Source organism: Nocardioides sp. Arc9.136 (assembly GCF_030506255.1).
Lineage (GTDB): Bacteria > Actinomycetota > Actinomycetes > Propionibacteriales > Nocardioidaceae > Nocardioides.
In genome coordinates this window covers 4,011,686-4,035,303 of the sequence record NZ_CP113431.1, presented here as the reverse complement: position 1 = coordinate 4,035,303, position 23,618 = coordinate 4,011,686, and the positions used below count along the sequence as shown (strand labels likewise).

The window sequence follows — 23,618 nt, the reverse complement described above, 5'->3', positions numbered from 1 at the left end:
GGAAGCGAGAATGCTCACGTGAGCACTCCCGAGCCCGTCCCCTACACCTCCTACGACACCCGCCTGGCGTCGTACGCCGTGATCACCGACGACGAGGGCCGGATCCTGCTCGCGCTGTGGAACGAGGCCTCCGACGGCGGCCGGTGGACGCTCCCCGGCGGCGGTGTCGAGCTCGACGAGACCGTCGAGGAGGGTGCGGTGCGCGAGGTCCGCGAGGAGACCGGGTACGACGTCGAGCTCGACCGGCTGCTCACCGTCGACACCTACGTCATCCCCGCCACCCGCCGCCACGTCGACACCGACCGCCCGATGAAGGCCGTCCGCGTGCTCTTCTCCGCCCGGGTCGTCGGCGGCGAGCTCACCCCCGAGGTCGACGGCACCACCGACGAGGCCCGCTGGTTCACCCCCGACGAGGCCGCCCGCCTGCCGCACGTCTCCCTCGTCGACCTGGCGCTGCGCCTGGTCGGCTGACCGGGGCCGCGGCTTGCTGCTTGCAACGCGCTGTCCGGACGTCTGCCGCGCCGTTCCACCGGCGCGGTAGTCGTCCCGACGGCGCGGTAGACACTCCGACGGCGCGGTGGACGCCCCAACAGCGCGCCAGATCACTGGACAGCGCGTTGCACGTCGCCGCTAGCGTGGCCCGATGAGGCGCTGGGGTGCGGGTCTGGTCGGGGCGGTGCTCCTGCTGACCGGGTGCACCGGCGAGGCGTCGCAGCCGCGGGAGGCGGCCGAGCCGGGGTCGTCCCCGGTGACGGCGGCGGAACCGCCGGCGACCGACCCGGACGAGGACCGGCGGCCGGAGCAGGAGCGGCGGCTCGTGGTGGTCGGCCACGCGACCGAGCCGCAGCTGCGCCTGTCGAGGGGTACGGCGGCGCGGCTGGTCGCCGGCGAGGTGACCCGGTGGCGCGGCCGGCGGGTGGTGACGACCGGTCGCGTCGAGCGGCGCCTGCGGGCGGTCGAGGGTGACCCGGGCTCGCTGGCGGTCGTGCCGCTCGCGGACGTCCGGCCGACGGTGGTCGCGGCGTTGGTGGCCGGCCGCGACCCGGTCCGCGACGACCCGCGGGCGGTCGGCCTGACCGTGGTGGGCGACGTGATGCTGGTCCGCGGGGTCCCTGACCCCTGGGGAGCGCTCGCCCCGACCGCGCGCCGCCTGCGGAGCGCCGACGTCACCGTCGGCAACCTCGAGAGCACGCTGAGCCTCGCCGGGGCACCGACCCAGGGCGGCGACTCGTTCGGCGCGACGCCGGCCCTGCTGCGGCCGCTGCGCCGGGCCGGCTTCGACGTCCTCTCGCTGGCCAACAACCACGCCGGCGACCACGGCACCGGGGCCCTGCTCGACACGGTCCGCACGTTGCGCCGCAGCCCGGTCGGGGTGTTCGGGGCGGGGCCGGACCGGTCGGCGGCCAGCCGGCCGGCGTACCGGCGGGTGGGCGACGTGCGGCTCGCCTTCGTCGGGTTCAACGCGATCGGGGAGACCCCGCAGGCGACGCCCACGAGTCCCGGTGCGCTGGGCGTGCGGATGCCGCCGCGGACGGGTCCGCTGGTGGAGGCCGACGTCCGCCACGTCGAGCGCACGGTCGCGCGGGCGCAGGAGCGGGCCGACGTGGTCGTGGTCCTGCCGCACTGGGGCACGCAGTACACCCACGAGCCCGTGCCCGTGCAGCGCACGGTCGCTCGGCGCCTCGTCGCCGCCGGCGCGGACCTGGTGGTGGGCGGGCACCCGCACTGGGTGCAGGGCGTGGACGCGGTGGCGGGGGTGCCGGTCGTGCACTCGCTGGGCAACTTCGTCTTCGACATGGACTTCCCCGACGAGGAGGTCCGCGAGGGCGTCGTGCTCGAGGCGACGCTGTGGGGTGCGGAGCTCAAGGCGCTGCGGCTGGTGCCGTACGCGATGGCGACCACGGACTTCGCGCCCCGGTTCGTCACCGGCGACCGCGCGGCGGGGATCCTCGACGACGTCTGGTCGACGAGCACCGGCCCCTTCGCGCGCTGACCGGCGTCAGCGCAGCCAGGCCAGGACGGTCCGCGCCGTCCGCCGCAGCTGGTCGCGGGACACGACCGCGGGCACGTCGTCGGCCGAGTGGTACGCCGCGTACGACGTGCTCCCCAGCCGTGCCCCCGGGAGCCCGGCCCGCACGAAGGACCAGTGGTCGCTCGACCGCTGCTCCAGGTCGCTGACCGTCGGGACGCCGGCCCGCCCGGCCGCCGCGAGCAGCTGGCGCTGGACCTGGTCGCCGGCGCCCGCGCTCCCCACCGGGAGCACCGACCCGACGCCGACCCGGTCGAGGGAGACCATGCCGTTCAGGCTGCCCCGCTCCGCGGTCGACAGCCCGGCGACGTACGCCCGGGAGCCGTAGTGGTGGTCGTCGTCGCCGGGCCCGCGCGGCTCCTCGGAGCCGAACGCGACCAGCACCACCGGCAGCCGCGCCCGCCGCTCCGCCAGCGCCTCGGCGACGGCCAGCAGGACGCCGACGCCCGAGGCGTTGTCCTCCGCGCCGGGCGCCTGCGGCACGGTGTCGAGGTGGGCGCCGACCAGCAGCCAGGGCCGGCCGGGACGGACGTCGCCGCGGGTCGCGACCACGTTCGTCGACCGGCCGCCGCGGACCGGCACGCCCCAGGAGACGCCCGCGGGCGTCGGGAACGGCTGCTGCTCCACCGACCAGCCGAGGGACTCCAGGCGGGTGCCGAGCCACCGGGCCGCGCGGCGGTACGCCGGCGACGTGCCCGGCCGTGGGCCCACCGTGCCCGCCAGGTGCTCGACCGCCGCCACCGCAGTCGCGAGGCGCACGTCGTCGGGGGAGACCCGGCGCACGGCCGGGGGACTGGCGTCGGGCGTTGCTGGGTCGGCCGTGGCCGGTGTGGGCGCGGCCGTGATCGTGCTGGACGGTGCGGGCGACGAGGAGGGAGCGCCGGACGGGTCCGCCGACGGGTCGTCGGCGCCGCTGCAGGCCGGCAGCAGGCACAGCGCCAGCCCGAGCGAGGCGATCAGGGGCCGGCGCATCCCCCGATGGTGCCCTACGCGGGCGTCGGCTGCGGCTCGAGCGCGAGGTCGACCAGCAGCGAGGCGTGGGCGACGGCGGAGTCGACGACGGGGAGCGGTGCCTGCTCCGGGCTGACGAGCAGGCCGATCTCGGTGCAGGCCAGCACCACCGCGTCGGCCCCGCGGGCGCGCAGGCCCGCCATCACCTCGACGTACGCCGCCCGGGACTCGTCGCGGAGGACGCCCTGGGTCAGCTCGTCGAAGACGACCCGGTCGACCATCGCCCGCTCGTCCTCCTCGGGGACGACCACGGCGATGCCGTGCGTGGCGAGCCGGTCGGCGTAGAAGGTCTCCTCCATCACCCAGCGGGTGCCGAGCAGGCCGAGCGTCGTCCACCCCTCCTGCCGCGCGACGGCCGCGACGGCGTCGGCGATGTGGATCGCCGGGACGGAGACCGCGGACTCCATGGCGGGGAAGTTCTTGTGCATGAGGTTGGTGCACAGCCCGACGAGGTCGGCGCCGCCGGCCTCGCAGCGGCGCGCGGCGTCGGCGAGCAGCGCCGCGGAGCCGGCCCAGTCGCCCCGGACCTGGCAGTCGCGGACCTCCGCGAAGTCCAGCGACTGCAGCGAGATGCGGGCGGAGGCGTGGCCGCCGAGGCGCGTGGCGACCTCCTCGTTGATCAGCCGGTAGTAGGTGGCGGTCGAGTGCCAGGACATGCCGCCGACGAGTCCGATGGTCTGCATGCGTCCCAGCGTGGGGGCCCGGAGGACCCAAGGGAATCCCCGCTCTCCTAGGAACGGGCATAAGTTCTCCCTATGGCCCTCGACCCCCGCCGCCTCCTGCTCCTGCGCGACGTCGCCCGGGCCGGCTCGATCAGCGCGGCCGCCCGCGAGCTGGGCTGGACCCAGCCCGCGGTGAGCCAGCACCTCGCCCGGCTCGAGCGCGAGGCCGGGGGTCCGCTGCTGCTGCGCGGCCCGGCGGGGGTGACCCCGACCGAGGCGGGTCGGGCGCTGCTGCGCCGCGCCGACGTGGTGGCCGCCGAGCTGCACGCGGCCGACGAGGAGCTCGCGGCGCTGCACCAGCTGCGCGCCGGGCGCGTGCGCCTGGTCGCCTTCCCCTCGGCCGCCGCGACGCTCGTCCCCGACGCGGTGGGCGCCCTGGCCGCCGCGCACCCCGAGATCGAGGTCGGGCTGGAGGAGGCCGAGCCGCCCGAGGCGCTGGCCGCCGTCGTCGCCGGCGACGCCGACCTCGCCCTCGTCTTCGGGTACGACGGCCCGCCGACCGGCCTCGGGACGCTGGCCTGGCGGCCGCTGCTCGACGAGCCGGTGCGCCTGGTCGTCCCGCCCGGCCACCCCGGACCGGGCCGCCGGGGGCTGGCGACCCTCGCCGCGGCGGACTGGATCGGCGGCTGCGTGCGCTGCCGGACCCACCTGGTCGACTGCTGCGAGGCCGCCGGCTTCACCCCCACCATCCGGCACACCACCGACGACTACGTGGTGGTGCAGAACCTCGTCGCCCGCGGGCTCGGCGTCACCGTGCTCCCGGAGTCCGCGCTCGCGGCGTACCGCCACCCCGGGGTGCAGGTCCTCGACCTCCCCGTGCTCGGCCGGCGCCACGTCGGGCTCGCGCACCGCCCGGGCGCCGAGGCCGTCCCGGCGACCGCGGCGCTGGTCGCCCGGCTCGTCGCCGTCGGGAACAACCCGGCCGGTTCCTCCGTTGTGCCCAGTGAGCAAAGTTGAGTTGGACGGGCTCAAGTCGTCTGTCAGACTCGGACCCGGACCTGCGGCGCCCCGTGCGCCGGTCCCCCCGACACCCAGCAGTACACCCGAGCAAGTGGAGGTTGCATCCCATGGCACGTGCGGTCGGCATCGACCTCGGCACGACGAACAGCGTCGTGTCGGTCCTGGAGGGCGGCGAGCCCACCGTCATCGCGAACGCGGAAGGCGCCCGGACCACCCCGTCGGTCGTCGCGTTCGCCAAGTCCGGCGAGGTCCTCGTCGGTGAGGTCGCCAAGCGGCAGGCCGTCACCAACGTCGACCGGACGATCCGGTCGGTCAAGCGCCACATGGGCACCGACTGGAAGCAGAAGATCGACGACAAGGACTTCACCCCGCAGCAGATCAGCGCGTTCGTGCTGCAGAAGCTGAAGCGGGACGCGGAGGCCTACCTCGGCGAGACGGTCACCGACGCGGTGATCACGGTCCCGGCGTACTTCTCCGACTCCCAGCGCCAGGCCACCAAGGAGGCCGGCGAGATCGCGGGCCTCAACGTCCAGCGGATCGTCAACGAGCCCACCGCGGCCGCGCTGGCCTACGGCCTGGACAAGGGCGACGACCAGCTGATCCTCGTCTTCGACCTCGGTGGCGGCACGTTCGACGTCTCGCTGCTGGAGATCGGTGAGGGCGTCGTCGAGGTCAAGGCGACCTCCGGCGACAACCACCTCGGCGGTGACGACTGGGACTCCCGCGTCGTCGACTGGATGGTCACCAAGTTCAAGAACGCCAACGGCGTGGACCTGGCCGCCGACAAGATCGCCAAGCAGCGCCTGCAGGAGGCCGCGGAGAAGGCGAAGATCGAGCTGTCCTCCTCCTCGGAGACCACGATCCACCTGCCCTACATCACCCACGGCGAGTCCGGCCCGCTGCACTTCGAGGAGCGGCTGACCCGCAGCGAGTTCCAGAAGCTCACCGCCGACCTGCTCGAGCGCACCAAGGCGCCCTTCCAGCAGGTGCTCAAGGACGGTGGCGTCAAGGTCAGCGAGATCGACCACGTGGTCCTCGTCGGCGGCTCGACCCGCATGCCGGCCGTGACCGACGTCGTCAAGGAGCTGCTCGGCGGCAAGGAGCCCAACAAGGGCGTCAACCCCGACGAGGTCGTGGCGCTCGGCGCCGCGCTCCAGGCCGGTGTCCTCAAGGGCGAGGTCAAGGACGTCCTGCTGCTCGACGTCACCCCGCTCTCCCTCGGCATCGAGACCAAGGGCGGCGTGATGACCACGCTGATCGAGCGCAACACCACCATCCCGACCAAGCGCTCGGAGATCTTCACGACCGCCGACGACAACCAGCCGTCGGTCGAGATCAAGGTGGCCCAGGGCGAGCGCCAGATGTGGTCGCAGAACCAGCCGCTCGGCAACTTCGAGCTGACCGGCCTGCCGCCGGCCCCGCGCGGCGTGCCGAAGATCGAGGTCACCTTCGACATCGACGCCAACGGCATCGTCCACGTCACCGCCAAGGACCAGGCCTCCGGCAAGGAGCAGTCGATGACGATCTCCGGCGGCTCCGCGCTGAGCAAGGACGACATCGACCGGATGGTCCGCGAGGCCGAGCAGTACGCCGAGGAGGACGCCAAGCGTCGTGCCGCGGTGGACGCCCGCAACCAGGCCGACCAGCTCGTCTACACGACCGAGAAGTTCCTGGCCGACAACGGCGAGAAGATCCCGGACGAGGTCAAGACCGAGGTCCAGGCCGACACCGACGCCCTCAAGGCGATCCTGGAGAACACCGAGGCCTCGGCCGAGGAGATCCAGGCCGGCGTCACCAAGCTCGGCGAGTCCAGCCAGAAGATGGGTGCGGCGATGTACGCCGCGGCCGAGGCCGACGCCTCCGCCGCCGGTGGCACCGCCGGCGCGACCGGTGACGCCGACGACGACATCGTCGACGCCGAGGTCGTCGACGAGGGCACCGAGGGCGAGACCAAGTGAGCGGCGCCCACGAGCCGGCACAGCCCGAGGACGCTCGATCGGAGGACGTGGGCGGCCCGCCGATGACCGACGACCCGGTCGACCCGGTCACCGGCGACGCCGCGGGCCACGTGGACGAGGCGGGGGTCGCCGAGACCCCCGCCGCGCCCGGCCCGGACCTGTCGCCCGAGGACGTCCAGGGCGGGCCCGCCGACGCGGCGGGCGCGCCCGCGTCCGACCCGGCGCAGGACGAGCTCACCGTCACCCGGATGGACCTCGCCGAGCGGACGGCCGACCTGCAGCGCCTGCAGGCCGAGTTCGTCAACTACAAGCGCCGCGTCGAGCGGGACCGCGAGCTGATCCGGGAGAACGCGACGTACGCCGCGCTCACCCCGATCATCGAGGTGCTCGACACCATCGACCGGGCGCGCGAGCACGCTGAGCTCGAGGGCGGGTTCAAGACCGTCGCCGAGCAGCTCGAGCGGACGGTCGAGAAGCTGGGGCTGGCCAAGTTCGGCACCCCCGGCGACGCGTTCGACCCGAGCCTGCACGAGGCGCTCAGCCACGTCGGCGAGGACCCGGACGTCGAGGTGACCACCTGCAAGGTGATCGCCAAGGCCGGCTACCGGATCGGTGACCGGGTCGTCCGCGCGGCCCAGGTCCTGGTCGCCGACCCGGCCCAGTAGGACCAGCACAGATGAGGGAGGGAGGTGCGCGTGAGCACCGATGACGGCTTCCGGGCCGACTGGGCCCAGAAGGACTTCTACGCCGAGCTCGGCGTGAAGAAGGACGCCACGGCCGAGGAGGTCAAGAGGGCCTACCGCAGGCTCGCGCGCGCCAACCACCCCGACTCCAACCCCGGTGACACCGCCAAGCACGAGAAGTTCAAGGCGGTGGCCGAGGCGTACGACGTCGTCGGCGACCCCGAGAAGCGCAAGAAGTACGACGAGATGCGCTCGCTCTACGGCTCCGGCGGCTTCCGTGGCGGCTTCGGCGGGGGCGGCTTCGGTGGTGGTGGCGCGGGCGGCCCGGGCGGCATCAACCTCGAGGACCTGCTGCGCGAGCGGGCCGGGGGCGGCGGCGGGTTCGGCGACATGTTCGGCGACCTGTTCGGCGCCGGGCGCCGCACCCAGCAGACCCGGCGCCCGCAGAAGGGCGCCGACATCGAGACCACGGCGACGATCGGCTTCACCGAGGCGATCGAGGGCGTGACCGTGTCCCTGCGGCTGTCCTCCGACGCGCCGTGCCCGACCTGCTCCGGCACCGGCGGCAAGCCCGGCACCAAGCCCAAGGTCTGCCCCGAGTGCGAGGGCGCCGGGTACGTCGTCGGCTCGGCCGGCGGTGCGTTCAGCATCAACGAGACCTGCCCGCGCTGCGGCGGGCGCCAGCTGGTGTACGACGAGGCGTGCCCGACCTGCCACGGCAGCGGACGCGGCACCTCGGCGCGCACCATCCAGGCGCGCATCCCGGCGGGGGTCAAGGACGGCCAGCGGATCCGGCTGCGCGGCAAGGGTGCGGCCGGCGAGGCCGGCGGCTCGGCCGGCGACCTGTACGTCGACGTCAAGGTCTCCCCGCACCGCATCTTCGGCCGCAAGGACGCCAACCTCACCCTCGACGTGCCGGTCTCCTTCGACGAGGCCGCGCTGGGGGCCGAGGTGAAGATCCCGACCCTCACCGGTGCCCCGGTCACCCTCCGGCTGCCCCCGGGCACGCCGAACGGCCGCACCTTCCGCGTCCGCGGCAAGGGGGCGCCCAAGCCGGACGGCACGACGGGCGACCTGCTCGCGACCGTCGAGGTGCAGGTGCCGGCGGTGCTCGACGCGAAGGCGCGCGAGGCGGTCGAGGCCTACCGCGAGGCGATGGCCGGCAAGCCGCTGCGGGCCGGGCTGTTCGAGGGGGCCTGAGATGGCTGCGTCGACACCCCCGCCGTTCGTGCCGGGTCCCGATGCAGCCGTCTACGTCATCAGCGTCGCCGCCGAGCTGACCGGTCTGCACCCGCAGACCCTGCGCACCTACGAGCGGCTCGGCCTGATTACGCCGGGCCGCACCGGTGGCGGCGGGCGGCGCTACTCCCACCGCGACATCGAGCGGCTGCGCGAGATCGCCGAGCTCACCTCCGCCGGGATCGGCATCGAGGGGGTGCGGCGGATCATGGAGCTGCAGAACCAGGTCCTCGCGCTGCGCTCGCGCACCGAGGAGCTGCACGCCGAGCTCGACGCCACCCGCGACGCGCTGCGCCAGGCGTTGACCGCGCGGCGTACCGACGCCCCGGCCAACAAGCTGCCGGTGCTCCGCTCGCCGGACCCCTCGGCCGCCGTCGTCGTCTGGCGCCGCGGCCGCTGACCAGGGGCCGGACGCGCCTCAGCAGGCGCGCAGGCTGATCGTGAACACCGACCCGCCGTAGGGGCCGGGCGCGTACGACGCGCGGCCGCTCTGCGCCTCGGCGAGCGTGCGCACCACGTGCAGTCCCAGGCCGGTGCCGGTCGCGACCGTCCCGTGGGCCCGGGCGAACTCCCGGAACAGCGAGGCGCGGAACTCCTCGGGCACCCCGTCGCCGGCGTCGACCACGTCGATGGAGACCAGGTCGCCGTCCGGCCGGACGTGCACGGTGTACGGCGCGGCGCCGTACTTGTGGGCGTTGCCGAGCAGGTTGGTGAGCATCTGCTCCAACCGCAGCGGGTCGGCGCGCACCGGTCGCGGGTCGTCGACGCGGACGGTGACGTCGTAGCGGTCCGCGACGACCGACTCGACGACCGAGCGCGGATCGACGGTCTGCAGGTCGATGCGGAGGGTGCCGCGCTGGATCTGCGCGGCGGTCAGCAGGTCGGCGGTGATGCTGTCGAGCATCCGGGCCTGCCGGGCGACCGAGCCCATCAGCCGGTCGCGCTGCTCGGTGTCGAGCTCCGGCCCGCCGATGGTCTCGGCGATCCCGCAGATCACCGCGACCGGCCCGCGGATCTCGTGCGCGGTCGTGGCGATCGCCCGGCGCAGGAGGCCGACGTCCTCGGCGGTGGAGTCGAGGTAGACCAGCACCGACCAGCCGGTGCGGCGCAGCGTCGCGCGGACGGCCCCGCCGGGCAGGACGACCTCGAAGGACGCGTCGTTCTCGAGCCGGTGGAACGCCACCAGCCCGGCCAGCTCCGGCGCGGCCAGCGAGAGCGGCGTGCCGGGCGTGCAGCGCTCCACGAGCAGCCGCTGGGCGACGGTGTTGGCGTAGACGACGCGGAAGAGCGGCTCGTCGGCCAGCTCGAGCACGCCGTACGGCGCCATGCCGAGCGCCTCCCACGACGAGACGTGCGGTCCGACCGGCGGGTGCGCCGGCTCGCTGGTGTCCGGCGCGTGCACGGTCGGCCGGCGCCGGGCGTCCGCGCGCGTCAGGGTGTCGCCCCCGTCGCGCGCGGGTGGTCCGTCTGGGGTCATCTGGTCCGGTTCCTCCGGGGCGGGCGGCGGCGGCTCCGGGACCACCGACAGGGATCGCGGCGCCCGCACCAGCCCTCCGGCCACCACGTCGCGGACGTAGTCGAGGATCGAGGTGAGCGAGGCGCCCTTCTGCACGTAGCCGTCCGCGCCGGCCGCCATGGCCCGCGCCGACATCTGGGTGGCGCCGAAGCCGGAGAGCACCACGATCGCGGCCCGCGGCGCGAGCCGGCGGATGGTCGGCAGCGCCTCGAGCCCGTCCATGACCGGCATGGAGAGGTCGAGGAGCACGACGTCGGGGCGTCCCTCGCGGACCGCCTCGATGCCGGCGAGGCCGTCCCCGGCCTCGGCGACGACGTCGAACCCGCCGCGGACCAGCGCGAGCCGCAGCAGGTCGCGCAGGTCGGCGGTGTCGTCGATGACCACCACGCGCGGGGCGTCGGGGGCGGGTACGGCGCTCATGGGGTCGGCCTTCCGTGGACGGGCTCGGCAGGGGTGACGGCGGCGGGCGCGCTGCGGGTCATGCCGACGTCGAAGTGCTCGCTGCCCAGCAGCCCGGTGATGATCCGGCTGGCGGAGTCGATGGAGGTGTCGAGCGCGGCGTGGGCCTTGGCCGGGTCGTCGAGGTCGAGCGCCATCTTCGCCACGACCATGCCCTGCAGGACCGTGTCGTTGAGCTCGAGCGCCTGCTGCTCGCGGCGGCGGAGGTCCTCGAAGAGTTGGGCCCCCTGCATCAGGCTCGCGTAGGTCCGGCGCAGCGACCAGTACCAGACGCCGACCAGTGCGCCGACGACGTCGGAGATCGCCAGCGGCCAGCCCCAGGCGGTGCGCATGGCGTACCCCGCGGCGAGGTCGACGCCGAGCTCGGGCATCAGCATGTGCACCGAGTGCGCGCCGTGGTGCACGGCGCAGGAGAGGAAGATCGCGGCCGTCGCGGCACCCAGCGGGTTGGACCGCAGCTGGTGGCTGCGCCACAGCGGCACGACGATCGCGACGCTGATCAGCAGGTAGGCGAGCATGATCACCGCGTTGCAGACCAGGCCGACGACCCAGGACTCGATCATGCGGGCACCCCCGCCAGGGACGTGAGCGCCAGGACCAGCGCCGAGCCGACCAGGAAGCGGCGGGCGGCCGGGTGCCAGTCCCGCCAGCCGGGGACGCGGGTGCCCGCGGCCAGGGGAGCGGCGGCCAGCAGCCGCCCGCAGGCGAGGACCACGACGACCTCCCAGCCGGCGGCGAGCAGGTCCCAGGTCCCCACCGGCTCGGTGCCGCCGGCGAGCGGCCCGAGGTCGGGCAGGCCGACCGTGCGCGAGACCGCCCAGACCAGGACGAGGGCGGCGTTCCCGACCGCTGCCGCGCGGAGCAGCGCGGGGCCGGTGCCGGCCGGCGCGAGCGCCGCCCAGCCGAGCTGGCCGAGCGCGCAGAGCAGGAAGAAGCCGCCGAGCGCCGGCTGGTCGCCCAGGTGGGCCGCGCCCACGGCCGCGTGCACCCCGGCGGCCGCGGTGCCGGCCACGAGTGCGAGCGGGAGGGTGAGGCAGGCGGCGGACGACGGGCCGGGCCGGTCGCCGGTGTCGGCGAGGGTGTCGGCGCGGGCGTCGGCGGGGAAGAACGGCGTGCCGGTGGGCACGCCGCTGGGCGCTCCGGCCAGCAGCCGGACCCGGACCTCGTGCACCCGCCGCTCGTGCTCGTCGCGCGGCGCCGCCGGCGGCGGGCTGAGCCGCGGCGCGAGGCGCGGGGCGAGCCGGTCGAGCGCGGCCGGGAGCACCAGCGCCAGCATCCCGGCGGTGCCGCCGAGCACGATGAGCCAGTGCACGCCGTGCGCGAGCAGGCCCGCCCCGCTCGCGGCCGTGAAGGCCGTCATGTGTTTCCTCCCCCGCCCCGGCCAGGCCGGGGCTCCCGGAGGGACGCTAGGACGCGCGTCCCGCCCCGGTCGCGTGGTTGGGGTGGAAATGGCCCGATCGGGTCAGGGGGCCCGCGACCGGGGGTGGCGGGTCAGGGGTCGGTGCAGGGGTACTTCTGCCCTGGCGCCCGAGGGTGCGCCCCGGTAGGCAGGGGCGAGGGGCTGCAGCCGCCGCACGGCTCCGACCTGCAGGAACATCGTGAAGTTGAGTGGAACAGACTCAACTCCTGGTGCGTTGCACGAAGTACGACCACCCTGGTCCACCACGTCACAGGAGACATGCATGAGCCAGTTCGGCGCTGAGAAGTTCACGACCCGCAGCCGCGAGGCCATCGAGGCCGCGCAGCTCTCCGCCACCACGGCCGGCAACAGCCACACCGAGCCGGTCCACCTGCTGGTGGCCCTGCTCCTCCAGGAGAACGGCACCGCCGCCAACCTGGTCGCCAAGGCCGGCGTCGACGTCGCCTCCCTGGTCCGCACGGCCGCGGCCGAGCGGGACCGCCTGCCGAAGGCCTCCGGGGCGACCGTCCAGCAGCCCAGCGCCTCGCCGGCGCTGACCCGCGTGCTCGCCGGCGCGCTCGACCTCGCGTCCTCGATGAAGGACGAGTACGTCGCCAGTGAGCACCTGCTGATCTCGCTGGCCACCGTCGAGAGCAGCGCGCGCACGGTGCTGACCGACGCCGGGCTGACCTCCGACGGGCTGCGCGAGTCGCTGACCGCCGTCCGCGGCAACCGCAGGGTCACCAGCGAGGACGCCGAGTCGACCTACGAGGCGCTCGAGAAGTACTCGGTCGACCTCACCCGGGCCGCCGAGGAGGGCCGCCTCGACCCGGTCATCGGCCGCGACTCCGAGATCCGCCGCGTCGTGCAGGTGCTCTCGCGGCGCACCAAGAACAACCCGGTCCTCATCGGCGAGCCCGGTGTCGGCAAGACCGCCGTCGTCGAGGGCCTCGCCCAGCGCGTCGTCGCCGGCGACGTGCCGGACTCCCTCAAGGGCCGGCGGGTGCTGAGCCTGGACCTGGCGGCGATGGTCGCCGGCGCGAAGTACCGCGGCGAGTTCGAGGAGCGCCTGAAGGCCGTCCTCGAGGAGATCAAGGACGCCGGCGGCCAGGTCATCACGTTCATCGACGAGCTGCACACCGTCGTCGGCGCGGGCGCCGGCGGCGACTCGGCGATGGACGCCGGCAACATGCTCAAGCCGATGCTCGCCCGCGGCGAGCTGCACATGATCGGCGCGACGACGCTCGACGAGTACCGCGAGCGGATCGAGAAGGACCCCGCCCTCGAGCGCCGCTTCCAGCAGGTGTTCGTGGGGGAGCCCAGCGTCGAGGACACCGTGCAGATCCTGCGCGGCATCCAGGAGAAGTACGAGGCGCACCACGGCGTGCGGATCACCGACGCCGCGCTCGTCGCCGCCGCGACCCTCAGCGACCGCTACATCACCGGGCGCCAGCTGCCCGACAAGGCCATCGACCTCGTCGACGAGGCCGCGAGCCGGCTGCGGATGGAGATCGAGTCCTCCCCTGAGGAGATCGACGAGCTCCGCCGCCGCCTGGACCGGCTGAAGATGGAGGAGTTCGCGCTCGCCAAGGAGTCCGACGAGGCCTCCCTCGAGCGCCTCGAGCGGCTGCGCGCCGACCGCGCCGACCGCGAGGAGGAGCTGCGCGCGCTGGAGGCGCGGTGGGAGGCGGAGAAGCAGTCCCTCGAGGGCGAGGGCGAGCTGCGCCGCCAGCTCGACCAGCTGCGGATCGAGGCCGAGAAGCTGCTCCGCGACGGCGACCTCGCCGGTGCCAGCGAGATCCAGTACGGCCGGATCCCCGAGCTGGAGAAGCAGATCGAGGCGGCCGCGTCGGCTGAGAAGAGCGCCCTCGAGCCGCTGGTCGGCGAGGAGGTCGGCGCCGAGCAGATCGCGGAGGTCGTGGAGGCCTGGACCGGCATCCCGACCGGGCGGATGCTCGAGGGCGAGACCGCCAAGCTGCTGCGGATGGAGGAGGTCATCGGCGAGCGGCTGATCGGCCAGCGCGAGGCGGTGACCGCGGTGAGCGACGCCGTACGCCGCTCGCGGGCCGGCATCGCCGACCCGAACCGCCCGACCGGGTCGTTCCTCTTCCTCGGCCCCACCGGCACCGGCAAGACCGAGCTGGCCAAGGCGCTGGCCGACTTCCTCTTCGACGACGAGCGGGCGATCGTCCGCATCGACATGAGCGAGTACTCCGAGAAGCACGCGGTCTCGCGCCTGGTCGGTGCGCCTCCCGGCTACGTCGGTTACGACGAGGGCGGCCAGCTGACCGAGGCGGTGCGTCGCCGGCCGTACTCCGTGGTGCTCCTCGACGAGGTCGAGAAGGCCCACCCGGAGGTCTTCGACATCCTCCTGCAGGTGCTCGACGACGGCCGGCTCACCGACGGCCAGGGCCGCACCGTCGACTTCCGCAACACGCTGCTGATCCTCACCAGCAACCTGGGCTCGACCTACCTGGTCGACCCCACGCTGGACCCGGAGAAGAAGCGCGAGTCGGTGATGGCGGTGGTCCGCTCCTCGTTCAAGCCCGAGTTCCTCAACCGGCTCGACGAGATCGTCACCTTCGACGCCCTCTCGCTGGCCGACCTCACCCGGATCGTCGACATCCAGCTCGGGCTGCTCGGGCAGCGGCTGGCGGTGCGGCGGATCTCGATCGAGGTCTCCGAGGCCGCGAAGGCGTGGCTGGCCGAGAAGGGCTGGGACCCGGCGTACGGCGCCCGCCCGCTGCGCCGGCTCATCCAGTCGGCGATCGGCGACCCGCTCGCGAGGCTGTTGATCAGCGGCGAGGTCGTCGACGGCGGCGCGGTCTCGGTCGACGTCGGCGGCGAGGGGCTGGAGCTCCGCGCGCACTGACCCGGTTGAATGAGGGCATGAGCGACACACCTGCCCGTCCGCGCCAGGCCACGCTGTCGGCCTGGATGATCATGGGCGGCTCGGTGTTCGTCGTGCTCTCGGTCTTCGAGCGGGTCTCGGGGCTCACCAGTCTCGAGACCCGCGAGTCCGTCGAGGACTTCCTGGCCGTCCCGCCGGGCGACGGCCTGGGCCTGGACACCTCCGAGGTCCTCGACCTGCTCCGGGTGCTCGCCATGACGGCCGGGGCCTGCGCGGCCGCGGCGGCCGTGCTCGGGTACTTCGTGCTGCAGCGCTCGCGCGGGGCCCGGCTCGCGCTGTCGGTCCTCGCGCTGCCGCTCTTCCTCACCGGCATGGCGGCCGGCGGCTTCGTGTCCTCCATCGTGGCGGCCGCGGTCGTCGTGCTCTGGATGCAGCCGACCCGCTCCTGGTTCGACGGGACCCAGCCTCCCGAGCGGCCGGAGCGGCCGGGCCAGCAGGCCCGCCAGGAGGGGTCCGGCCGCTCGGGCGCGTCGGGCGCGGGCTGGCCCCCGCCGATGCCCGAGCCGCCCCGCGAGCCCGCGCAGCAGGCTCCCGGGACGACGCCCGGCCCGGGTGGCACCTCGGGCAGCGGGTCCGCTGAGCCCCGCGCCTGGCAGGGCTTCGGCACGGCTCCCGGGGGACCGCAGCAGCAGACCGCTCCCCAGCGGCCGCACGAGCCGCAGCACCCCGCGCGGCTGGGCTACGCCCCGCCCCCGCACGACACCCGGCCGGCGAACCTCGTCTGGGCGTGCGCGCTCACCTGGGCCGGGAGTGGTCTCGCGGCGGTCGGGATGGGCATGGCGGTGCTGGTCATGCTCGCGGCGCCGGACCTCGTCCTGGACCAGCTGAGCCGCAGCCCCGAGCTCAGCGAGAGCGACCTGTCGCGCTCGGCGGTCCGGGACTCCGTCGTCGTCACCGGCGCGGTGGTGGTCCTCTGGTCGCTCGCCGCCGCGGTCGTGGCGGCGTTCGCCTGGCGCGGCGCCCGCTGGGCGCGCACCGCCCTGCTGGTCTCCGCGGCGCTGGCGGCGGCGCTGTGCCTGCTCAGCGTGGTGCTCGGCAGCCCCGTGGCGGTCCTGCCGTTCGGGGTCTGCGTGGCGGCGATCGTGCTGCTCGGCCGACCCGACGTCCGGGCGTTCTTCGCCGCGCGCTGACCCGCGTCCGGGGCCACGCCGTCTGGGAGAGTGGCCCCATGAGCGACTCCCCCTACGGTCCGCCCCCGCCGAGCGAGAACCCCTACGGCCAGCAGCCGCCGCACGACCCCTCCGCCCAGCAGCCGCCCGCCGACCCGTACGGCCAGCAGGCGCCCGGCGCCAGCCCGTACGGCGGCCAGCCGGGCCAGCCCTACGGCGGCCAGCCGTACGGCGGTCAGCCCTACGGCGGCCCGGGGTACGGCACCGCGCCGCGGGACCCCGACAAGCGCCCCTCGACCGTGACCGCGGCGGCGATCACCACGCTGGTCTGCGCCGGCCTGGGCGCGCTGCTGTTCGGCATCGCCACCATCGCGCTCATCGTCGCCCGCGAGTCCTTCTCCGAGGACATCCGCCGCGAGATCGAGGGCGACCCCGCCTTCGACGGCACCGACGTGCCCAGCGCCGACCAGCTGGCCACCCTCTTCGTGGTCATCCTGGCGGCGCTGCTGGTCTGGTGCCTGGTCGCCTGCGTGCTGGCCGTGCTCACCCTGCGCCGCTCGAACGTCGCCCGGGTGCTGCTGGTGATCAGCGCCGTCCTGAGCGCGCTGCTGAGCCTGGTCGGGATCTTCTCGCTGGTCTCCGCGGTCCCGCTCATCGCGTCCGTCGCGGTCGTCGTCCTGCTCTTCACCGGCGGCGCCGGCGACTGGTTCGCCCGCCGCGGTGGCCCGCAGCAGGAGCTGCCGACGGGCACCACCCAGCCCTGGGGCTGAGCCCTCGCCGGGTCAGCCGGCCGAGGGAGCGGAGAGGTCGGCCTCGCGCAGCCGCGCGAGGCCGTCCTCGATGACGGCGGTCTCCTTGCAGAAGGCCCACCGCACCAGGTGCCGACCCGCCTCGACGTCGTCGTGGAAGGCGACGGCCGGGATCGCCACCACCCCGGCCCGCTCGGGCAGCGCGAGGCAGAACTCCCGCCCGTCGGCCCAGCCGTACGCCGCCACGTCGGCGATCGCGAAGTAGGTGCCCTCCGGCACCCGGACGTCCATCCCCACCTCGGCCAGTCCCGCGCAGAGCAGGTCCCGGCGTGAGCGCAGGTCGCGGGCCAGCTCGCGCGGCCACTCCGGCTCCTCGTCGAGCGCCCGCGCCACCGCCGGCTGCAGCGGCGAGCCGGAGGTGAAGGTCAACCACTGCTTGGCGCCGAGCAGCGCGCCGACCAGCTCGCGCGGGCCGGTCGCCCAGCCGACCTTCCACCCGGTGAAGGAGTAGGACTTGCCGGCGCTGGAGAGGGTCAGCGTCCGCTCCCGCATGCCCGGGAGGGTCGCGAGCGGCACGTGCTCGTGCCCGAAGGTCAGGTGCTCGTAGACCTCGTCGGTCACCACGACCAGGTCGTGCTCGATCGCCACGGCCGCCACCTCGGCCAGCTCCTCGCGGGTCAGCACGGTGCCGGTCGGGTTGTGCGGGGAGTTGAGCAGGATCAGCTTCGTCCGCGGGCCGACCGCGGCGCGCAGCTCGTCGGCGTCCAGCCGGAAGTCCGGCGCGCGCAGCGTCACCGGCCGGCGCACCCCGCCGGCCACCTGGATCATCGCGGTGTAGGAGTCGTAGTACGGCTCCAGCACGACCACCTCGTCCCCGGGGTCCACCAGGCCGAGCAGCGCGGCGGCGATCCCCTCGGTCGCGCCGGTCGTCACCACCACCTCGGAGTCGGGGTCCAGCTCGAGGCCGTAGTGCCGGTGCTGGTGGCGGGCGACGGCCTGCCGCAGCGCCGGCACACCGGGCCCGGGGGCGTACTGGTTGTGGCCGCCTCGCAGCGCGGCGACCGCCTCCTCGACGACCGCCGGCGGCCCGTCGGCGTCGGGGAAGCCCTGGCCGAGGTTCACCGAGCCGGTCCGCAGCGCGAGCGCCGACATCTCGGTGAAGATCGTCGGCGGGATGCCGTGAAGGCGGGCGGCCGTCCGGGGAGCGAGCACGTCGGCCAGGGTACGCAGGCGGCCCGGCTGGCGCCGTACGTGAGAATGGCGCCCGTGACCACCACCGACGACTCGCTCGCCGCCGACATCGACGCCTGCTGCCGCCTGACCGGGACGTTCACGCTCCGCTCGGGCCAGGTCGCGCCGGAGTACTTCGACAAGTACCTCTTCGAGGCCGACCCGATCCTCCTCCAGCGCGTCGCCCGCGAGATGGTCCAGCTGCTGCCGCACGACACCGAGCTGGTGGGCGGCCTCGAGCTCGGCGGCGTGCCGCTCGCGACGTCGGTCAGCGGCATGACCGGGACCCCGGCGCTGTTCGTGCGCAAGAAGGCCAAGGAGTACGGCACCTGCAAGCTCGCCGAGGGACCCGACGTCTCCGGCCGGCGGGTCACCCTGGTCGAGGACGTCATCACCACCGGCGGCGCCGTCCGGGACGCCACGGTCGCCCTGCGCGAGGCCGGCGCGGTCGTGGAGGTCGTCGTCTGCGCGATCGACCGGAGCCCCGAGGGCGAGCAGCCCCTGGCCGACCTCGGCCTCGAGGTCCGTGCGGTGCTGACCAAGGCCGACCTCGACGCCGCGCGCGCCTCCGCATGAGCGCCGCCGCCGTGGTCCTCGCCGCGGCCACGGAGACCGAGGAGCTGGGCGGCGTCGCGGGCTGGGCCGTCGACCTGATGGAGCGGCTCGGCGCCCCCGGCGCGGGGTTGGCCATCGCCCTGGAGAACCTCTTCCCCCCGCTGCCGAGCGAGGTGATCCTCCCGCTGGCCGGGTTCACCGCCAGCCAGGGCAGCTTCACGCTCGCGGAGGCGATCGGCTGGACGACGGCGGGCTCGGTCCTCGGCGCGGTGGTGCTCTACCTGGTCGGCGTGCTGATCGGCCGGCAGCGGATGTACTGGGTCTGGGAGCGGCTGCCGCTGGTGAAGGTCACGGACCTGGAGAAGACCGAGCAGTGGTTCGCCCGGCACGGGCGCAAGGCGGTGTTCTTCGGCCGGATGATCCCGATCTTCCGCAGCCTGATCTCGGTGCCCGCCGGCCTGGAGCGGATGCCGTTCGGGCAGTTCCTGCTGCTCACGCTGGCGGGATCGGCGATCTGGAACGTCACCTTCGTGCTGGCCGGCTACTGGCTCGGCGAGCAGTGGCACCGGGTCGAGCAGTACGTCGGCGTCTTCCAGTGGGTCGTCATCGCCGCGGTCGTGCTCGGCGCCTGCTGGTGGCTGGTGCTGCGCGTCCGCGCCATCCGGCACGAGCGCCGGACCGCCTGAGGCCGGCCGGCCGCCCGGTCCCGCCGGCCCCGGCGGACCGGCGGGTCAGACGCTGTCGCGGTGGGGCGGGACCGAGGCGCCGGTGATGTCGCGGTCGGGGCGGCCGTCGTGGTCGTTGTCCTCCGCCAGCGGGCTGTCGGTGCGGCGGTGGCGCCACCACTCGTAGGCCAGCGGGACCGCGGTGAAGGCCAGGATCACCAGGAAGATCAGGTCGATGTTGCTCTCCAGCCACGGCACGGTGTGGCCCAGGAAGTACCCCAGGCTGGTGACCACGACGACCCACGAGACGCCGCCGACCAGGCTCCAGGTGTAGAAGCGCCGCCGCGGCATCCCGGTGATGCCGGCGACCACGGTGATGTAGGTCCGCACGAACGCCACGAAGCGGCCGATCACCAGCGCCTTGTTGCCGTGGCGGTCGAAGAACGCCTCGGTCTGGTCGAAGTACTTCTGCTTGAGCACCCGGCCGTCGCGCTCGCGCAGCCGAGGCCCGATCCGCCGGCCGATCTCGTAGCCGGTCACGTTGCCCAGCCAGGCCGCCAGGACCATCAGCGACATCGCGATGGCCAGCTCGACGAGCCGGGAGCCGGGGAAGAGGTCGATCTGCCCCGTGGCGATGAAGATGCCGAGCGCGAAGAGGAGGCTGTCGCCGGGGAGGAACGGGAAGAACAGCCCGCACTCGACGAAGACGATCAGGAGGCTGAGCCAGAAGAGCTCGGCACCGAACTGCTGGAGGAGCCACTGCGGGTCCAGGAAGTCGAGGCCGAGCATCATCGGCGAGGGGAAGCCCAGGCTTCCCGCGAGCGCGCTCACCGCCACAGCCTACCGGCCGCCTTCCGCGACGGGGGCGGCGCCCGCCTAGGGTCGCAGCCATGCAGGACGACCGCCGCGCGCCGTACGACCCGATGCCGCACGGCCCGGCCGAGGTGGGTGTCGGCCCCTGGGAGGGGCCCTGGCCGACGGGGGAGCAGTACGACGCCGCGCTGCTCGCCGAGGGGGACCGCCGCAACGTCGTGGACCGCTACCGCTACTGGACGCTCGAGGCGATCGTGGCCGACCTGGACACCCGCCGCCACGACTTCCACGTGGCGATCGAGAACTGGCAGCACGACTTCAACATCGGCACGATCGTGCGCTCGGCGAACGCCTTCCTCGCCGCGGAGGTCCACATCGTCGGCAACCGCCGCTGGAACCGGCGCGGCGCGATGGTCACCGACCGCTACCAGCACGTGCGGCACCACCCCACCGTCACCGACCTCGCGGCGTACCTCGGCGAGCGGCCGGGCGGGGCGGTCCCGCTGCTGGGCATCGACAACCTCCCCGGTTCGGCGCACCTGGAGACGATGGAGGTGCCGCGACGCGTGTGCTTCCTCTTCGGGCAGGAGGGCCCCGGGCTGAGCGAGGCGGCGCGCGAGGCCTGCGACGGGACCTTCTCCATCGCGCAGTTCGGCTCGACCCGCTCGATCAACGCCAGCGCGGCGGCCGCGATCGCCATGCACGCCTGGGTCCGCGCGCACGCCGACCTCTCCGGCGACGCCGCCTGGCGCGGCTGAGCGCGCGAGGGGCTCGACGGCTGTCGTGGCCGGGTCCACGATGGCCGGCATGGTCGACGTCGTCTGCTTCCACCACGCGCTCGGGCTGACCCGGGGCGTCCGCGCCTTCGCGGACCGTCTCCGGGAGGCGGGGCACACCGTGCACACCCCGGACCTGTTCGAGGGCCGGCTCTTCGACACCGTCGAGGAGGGTGTCGCGCACGCGCAGGGCCTCGGCTTCTCCACGGTGCTCGAGCGGGGTCGCGAGGCGGTGGCCGGCCTCCCCGAGGCGCTGGTCACCGCGGGGTTCTCCCTCGGTGTGCTGCCGGCGCAGCTGGTCGCGCAGACCCGTCCCGGCGTGCGCGGGGCGGTGCTGATGGAGTCCTTCGTGCCGCCCTCGGAGTTCGGCTCGTGGCCGGAGGGGGTGCCGGTCCAGGTGCACGGCATGACCGACGACCCGTTCTTCGCCGGGGACGGCGACCTCGCGGCGGCCCGGGACTTCGGCGCCGAGGGGGTCACCGAGGTCGAGCTGTTCACCTACCCCGGTGATGTGCACCTGTTCGCCGACAGCAGCCTCGCGACGTACGACGAGGCGGCGGCGGGGCTGATGGTCGACCGGGTGCTGGGGTTCCTCGAGCGGGTCGGCTGACTCACCCGGCGAGGAGCCGCGTCGCCGTCGCGACCGCCGCCGCCGCGTCGGGCGCCGTCGGGCCGACGTCGGCGGGCAGGTCCCAGGGGTCGACCAGCACGAGCGGCACGCCGGTGCGCCGCGCGAGCGCGATCTCGCTGAGCGTGCCCCAGCTGCACCCGACCGCCACGACCGCGTCGGCGGCCCGCAGGAGCAGCCCGTTGCGCAGCTCGCCCAGGCCGGTCGGCAGCAGGAAGGCGTGCTCGGGGGACCCGTCGGCACGATCGGTCCCCGGCAGCAGGCCGATCGCCGTTCCGCCGGCCTCCCGGGCACCGGCCGCGGCGGCCCACATCACGCCGCCCAGCCCGCCGGTCAGCACGGTCGCGCCTGCCTCGGCCAGCAGCCGGCCGACCTCGGTCGCGGCGGACAGCTGCTCGGCGGTCGCGGTGTCGGCCGGGCCGACCACGGCGACGTACCGGCCGGTCAGGGCTGCCGGCACCCCGCTCAGCGCCCCTGGAGGACGTCGCGCACGACGCGGCGGTGGACCAGCTCGGTCACGGTCTCCCGGGCCGGCAGGTCGGCGAGGAGGTACGCCGCGCCGACGATCCCGTCGGGGTCGAGGCGGACCTCCTGCTCGACCCGGCAGGCGGTCGCGCCCTCGGCGGTGACCGTGGTCGTGAGGGTGACCCGCCCCGGGGAGCGCAGGTCGGCGACGAGGACCAGCCGGTGCGTGCCCGACCCGGGGTCGTCCTCGACCTCCCAGACCCGCCAGAAGCCGACCGTGTCGCCGCGCACGAGCAGCGGCCGGTCCGGCACCGACCAGCGGCGCCCGGCCCCGCCGGCCAGCCGGTCGATGAGCCCGCGGACGACGAGCGGGCCGGCGTCGACGTACCACCGGGAGCCCGCGAGGCCGCACGCCACGACCGCCCACGCGTGGTCCGCGGGCACCGGGAGGGTGCTCGCGCGGCGGGTCCGACGGAGCGAGGTGCGACGGAGCATGCCCCGCAGGTAGCCACTAGGGTGCGAGCAGAATCCTGGCCCCGCGCCCGCACGTGCCCGCCCGAGTCCCAGTCCGTCCCCTGGAGGAGCCCGCAGTGCCCATCGTGACCCCCGAGAAGTACGCCGAGATGCTCGACGCGGCCAAGCAGAACGCCTACGCGTTCCCGGCCATCAACGTGTCGTCCTCGCAGACGCTGAACGCCGCCCTCAAGGGCTTCGCCGACGCCGGTTCCGACGGCATCATCCAGGTCTCCACCGGCGGTGCGGAGTACCTCTCCGGCCCCTCGGTCAAGGACATGGTGAGCGGCTCGGTCGCCTTCGCGCAGTACGCCGCGGAGGTCGCCAGGAACTACCCGGTCAACATCGCGCTGCACACCGACCACTGCCCGCAGGACAAGCTCGACGGCTTCGTCCGGCCGCTGCTCGACCTCTCCCGCGAGCGGGTCGAGCGCGGCGAGGCGCCGCTGTTCCAGTCGCACATGTGGGACGGCTCCGCGGTGCCGCTGGAGGAGAACCTCTCCATCGCCTCCGAGCTGCTCGAGAAGTGCATCGCGGCGAAGATCATCCTCGAGATCGAGGTCGGCGTCGTCGGCGGCGAGGAGGACGGCGTCGCCCACGAGATCAACGACAAGCTCTACTCCACCCCGGCCGACGCGATCGCCACCGCCAAGGCGCTGGGCTACGGCGAGCGCGGCTACTACATGACCGCCCTGACCTTCGGCAACGTGCACGGCGTCTACAAGCCGGGCAACGTCAAGCTCCGCCCGGAGGTGCTCAAGGAGGCCCAGGAGGCGGTCGTCTCCGAGTTCGGCCTCGAGGCCGGCGCGAAGCCGTTCCACCTGGTCTTCCACGGCGGCTCCGGCTCCTCGGCCGAGGAGATCGCCGCGGCCGTCGACTACGGCGTGGTCAAGATGAACGTCGACACCGACACCCAGTACGCCTTCACCCGCCCCGTGGCGGCGCACATGTTCAGCAACTACGACGGCGTCCTGAAGGTCGACGGCGAGGTCGGCAACAAGAAGGCCTACGACCCGCGTGCCTGGGGCAAGGCCGCCGAGGCCGGCATGGCCGCCCGCGTCGTCGAGGCCTGCGAGCACCTCCGCTCCGCGGGCAAGTCGCTCGGCTGACCGCCACCTCCTGCACGCCGCACGGCGCCGGTCTCCCCTCGGGGGCCGGCGTCGTGCTGCTTCGTCAAGGTGTGCAGGCGAATGGTCGTCCGCGGCGGCTTGGCTGCATCCCTTGAGGA

Annotated in this window: 24 protein-coding genes; 15 read left to right on the top strand and 9 right to left on the bottom strand. The window is 74.3% G+C overall.

Annotated features, from left to right (window positions below; translation table 11 throughout):
- Positions 1–18 precede the first annotated feature (18 nt).
- The gene (locus OSR43_RS19505) at positions 19–471 is read left to right on the top strand and encodes an NUDIX hydrolase (RefSeq protein ID WP_302268452.1); all 453 of its coding nucleotides are present in this window, start codon (positions 19–21) and stop codon (positions 469–471) included.
- 172 nt (positions 472–643) lie between these two features.
- A complete protein-coding gene (locus OSR43_RS19500) occupies positions 644–1,993 on the top strand; it encodes a CapA family protein (RefSeq protein WP_302268451.1) in 1,350 nt (449 codons plus the stop codon).
- 6 nt (positions 1,994–1,999) lie between these two features.
- On the opposite strand, the gene OSR43_RS19495 is transcribed toward OSR43_RS19500, so the two are convergent.
- On the bottom strand, positions 2,000–3,001 hold the full coding sequence (locus tag OSR43_RS19495; protein ID WP_302268450.1) for a M28 family metallopeptidase: 1,002 nt from the start codon (positions 2,999–3,001) through the stop codon (positions 2,000–2,002).
- A 14-nt stretch (positions 3,002–3,015) separates the two neighbouring features.
- A complete protein-coding gene (locus tag OSR43_RS19490; protein ID WP_302268449.1) occupies positions 3,016–3,723 on the bottom strand; it encodes an aspartate/glutamate racemase family protein in 708 nt (235 codons plus the stop codon).
- A 72-nt stretch (positions 3,724–3,795) separates the two neighbouring features.
- Between OSR43_RS19490 and OSR43_RS19485 the strand changes: the two genes are divergently transcribed.
- The 5 genes from OSR43_RS19485 to OSR43_RS19465 all read left to right on the top strand — a co-directional run bounded on the left by OSR43_RS19485 (position 3,796) and on the right by OSR43_RS19465 (position 9,002).
- On the top strand, positions 3,796–4,719 hold the full coding sequence (locus tag OSR43_RS19485) for a LysR family transcriptional regulator (RefSeq protein WP_302268448.1): 924 nt from the start codon (positions 3,796–3,798) through the stop codon (positions 4,717–4,719).
- Between the two features lie 110 nt (positions 4,720–4,829).
- Positions 4,830–6,680, top strand: coding sequence for a molecular chaperone DnaK (gene dnaK / locus OSR43_RS19480; RefSeq protein ID WP_302268447.1), 1,851 nt, complete (start codon positions 4,830–4,832; stop codon positions 6,678–6,680).
- Positions 6,677–7,345 carry a nucleotide exchange factor GrpE gene (gene grpE / locus OSR43_RS19475; protein ID WP_302268446.1) on the top strand — a complete coding sequence of 223 codons (669 nt, stop codon included), beginning with the start codon at positions 6,677–6,679 and terminating at the stop codon, positions 7,343–7,345. The genes dnaK and grpE overlap by 4 nt, the downstream gene beginning before the upstream one ends.
- A 30-nt stretch (positions 7,346–7,375) precedes the next feature.
- Entirely contained in the window at positions 7,376–8,563 is a 1,188-nt protein-coding gene (dnaJ, locus tag OSR43_RS19470; protein WP_302268445.1) for a molecular chaperone DnaJ, read from the top strand.
- Position 8,564: 1 nt separating this feature from the next.
- Positions 8,565–9,002, top strand: coding sequence for a MerR family transcriptional regulator (locus OSR43_RS19465; RefSeq protein WP_302268444.1), 438 nt, complete (start codon positions 8,565–8,567; stop codon positions 9,000–9,002).
- An 18-nt stretch (positions 9,003–9,020) separates the two neighbouring features.
- Here the strand turns inward: OSR43_RS19465 and OSR43_RS19460 are convergent, their stop codons facing one another.
- From OSR43_RS19460 to OSR43_RS19450, 3 genes are read right to left on the bottom strand one after another with little or no spacing between them, the layout of a single operon-like run.
- The gene (locus OSR43_RS19460; protein WP_302268443.1) at positions 9,021–10,538 is read right to left on the bottom strand and encodes a response regulator; all 1,518 of its coding nucleotides are present in this window, start codon (positions 10,536–10,538) and stop codon (positions 9,021–9,023) included.
- Complete coding sequence (locus OSR43_RS19455; protein ID WP_302268442.1) at positions 10,535–11,140, bottom strand: hypothetical protein; 606 nt, start codon at positions 11,138–11,140, stop codon at positions 10,535–10,537. The genes OSR43_RS19460 and OSR43_RS19455 overlap by 4 nt, the downstream gene beginning before the upstream one ends.
- Complete coding sequence (locus OSR43_RS19450; protein ID WP_302268441.1) at positions 11,137–11,937, bottom strand: hypothetical protein; 801 nt, start codon at positions 11,935–11,937, stop codon at positions 11,137–11,139. Before OSR43_RS19450 ends, OSR43_RS19455 begins: the two co-directional genes overlap by 4 nt.
- A gap of 322 nt (positions 11,938–12,259) precedes the next feature.
- On the opposite strand from OSR43_RS19450, the gene clpB reads away from it, so the two are divergent.
- The 3 genes from clpB to OSR43_RS19435 are packed head-to-tail and all read left to right on the top strand — an operon-like array spanning position 12,260 to position 16,766.
- On the top strand, positions 12,260–14,848 hold the full coding sequence (gene clpB / locus OSR43_RS19445) for an ATP-dependent chaperone ClpB (RefSeq protein ID WP_302268440.1): 2,589 nt from the start codon (positions 12,260–12,262) through the stop codon (positions 14,846–14,848).
- A 17-nt stretch (positions 14,849–14,865) separates the two neighbouring features.
- Complete coding sequence (locus OSR43_RS19440) at positions 14,866–16,017, top strand: hypothetical protein (RefSeq protein WP_302268439.1); 1,152 nt, start codon at positions 14,866–14,868, stop codon at positions 16,015–16,017.
- A gap of 38 nt (positions 16,018–16,055) precedes the next feature.
- Complete coding sequence (locus OSR43_RS19435) at positions 16,056–16,766, top strand: hypothetical protein (RefSeq protein WP_302268438.1); 711 nt, start codon at positions 16,056–16,058, stop codon at positions 16,764–16,766.
- Between the two features lie 12 nt (positions 16,767–16,778).
- On the opposite strand, the gene OSR43_RS19430 is transcribed toward OSR43_RS19435, so the two are convergent.
- Positions 16,779–17,957, bottom strand: coding sequence for a pyridoxal phosphate-dependent aminotransferase (locus OSR43_RS19430; RefSeq protein WP_302268437.1), 1,179 nt, complete (start codon positions 17,955–17,957; stop codon positions 16,779–16,781).
- Between the two features lie 54 nt (positions 17,958–18,011).
- Here OSR43_RS19430 and pyrE point away from each other — a divergent pair, with 54 nt between their 5' ends.
- On the top strand, positions 18,012–18,551 hold the full coding sequence (pyrE, locus tag OSR43_RS19425) for an orotate phosphoribosyltransferase (protein WP_302268436.1): 540 nt from the start codon (positions 18,012–18,014) through the stop codon (positions 18,549–18,551).
- Complete coding sequence (locus tag OSR43_RS19420) at positions 18,548–19,216, top strand: DedA family protein (protein ID WP_302268435.1); 669 nt, start codon at positions 18,548–18,550, stop codon at positions 19,214–19,216. Before pyrE ends, OSR43_RS19420 begins: the two co-directional genes overlap by 4 nt.
- A 45-nt stretch (positions 19,217–19,261) precedes the next feature.
- Here OSR43_RS19420 and OSR43_RS19415 read toward each other — a convergent pair whose 3' ends face one another.
- Positions 19,262–20,026: a DedA family protein gene (locus OSR43_RS19415; RefSeq protein WP_302268434.1), complete on the bottom strand. Its 765-nt coding sequence runs from the start codon at positions 20,024–20,026 to the stop codon at positions 19,262–19,264.
- Positions 20,027–20,085: 59 nt separating this feature from the next.
- On the opposite strand from OSR43_RS19415, the gene OSR43_RS19410 reads away from it, so the two are divergent.
- Both OSR43_RS19410 and OSR43_RS19405 read left to right on the top strand, forming a co-directional pair.
- Positions 20,086–20,766, top strand: coding sequence for a TrmH family RNA methyltransferase (locus OSR43_RS19410; RefSeq protein WP_302268433.1), 681 nt, complete (start codon positions 20,086–20,088; stop codon positions 20,764–20,766).
- Positions 20,767–20,791: 25 nt separating this feature from the next.
- Complete coding sequence (locus OSR43_RS19405; protein WP_302268432.1) at positions 20,792–21,394, top strand: dienelactone hydrolase family protein; 603 nt, start codon at positions 20,792–20,794, stop codon at positions 21,392–21,394.
- Between the two features lies 1 nt (position 21,395).
- Here the strand turns inward: OSR43_RS19405 and OSR43_RS19400 are convergent, their stop codons facing one another.
- Positions 21,396–21,872, bottom strand: coding sequence for a TIGR00725 family protein (locus OSR43_RS19400; RefSeq protein WP_302268431.1), 477 nt, complete (start codon positions 21,870–21,872; stop codon positions 21,396–21,398).
- Between the two features lie 5 nt (positions 21,873–21,877).
- Positions 21,878–22,372, bottom strand: a complete 495-nt coding sequence (locus OSR43_RS19395; protein WP_302268430.1) for a DUF2867 domain-containing protein — start codon at positions 22,370–22,372, stop codon at positions 21,878–21,880.
- Between the two features lie 95 nt (positions 22,373–22,467).
- On the opposite strand from OSR43_RS19395, the gene fbaA reads away from it, so the two are divergent.
- The gene (fbaA, locus tag OSR43_RS19390) at positions 22,468–23,499 is read left to right on the top strand and encodes a class II fructose-bisphosphate aldolase (protein ID WP_302268429.1); all 1,032 of its coding nucleotides are present in this window, start codon (positions 22,468–22,470) and stop codon (positions 23,497–23,499) included.
- Positions 23,500–23,618: the final 119 nt, after the last annotated feature.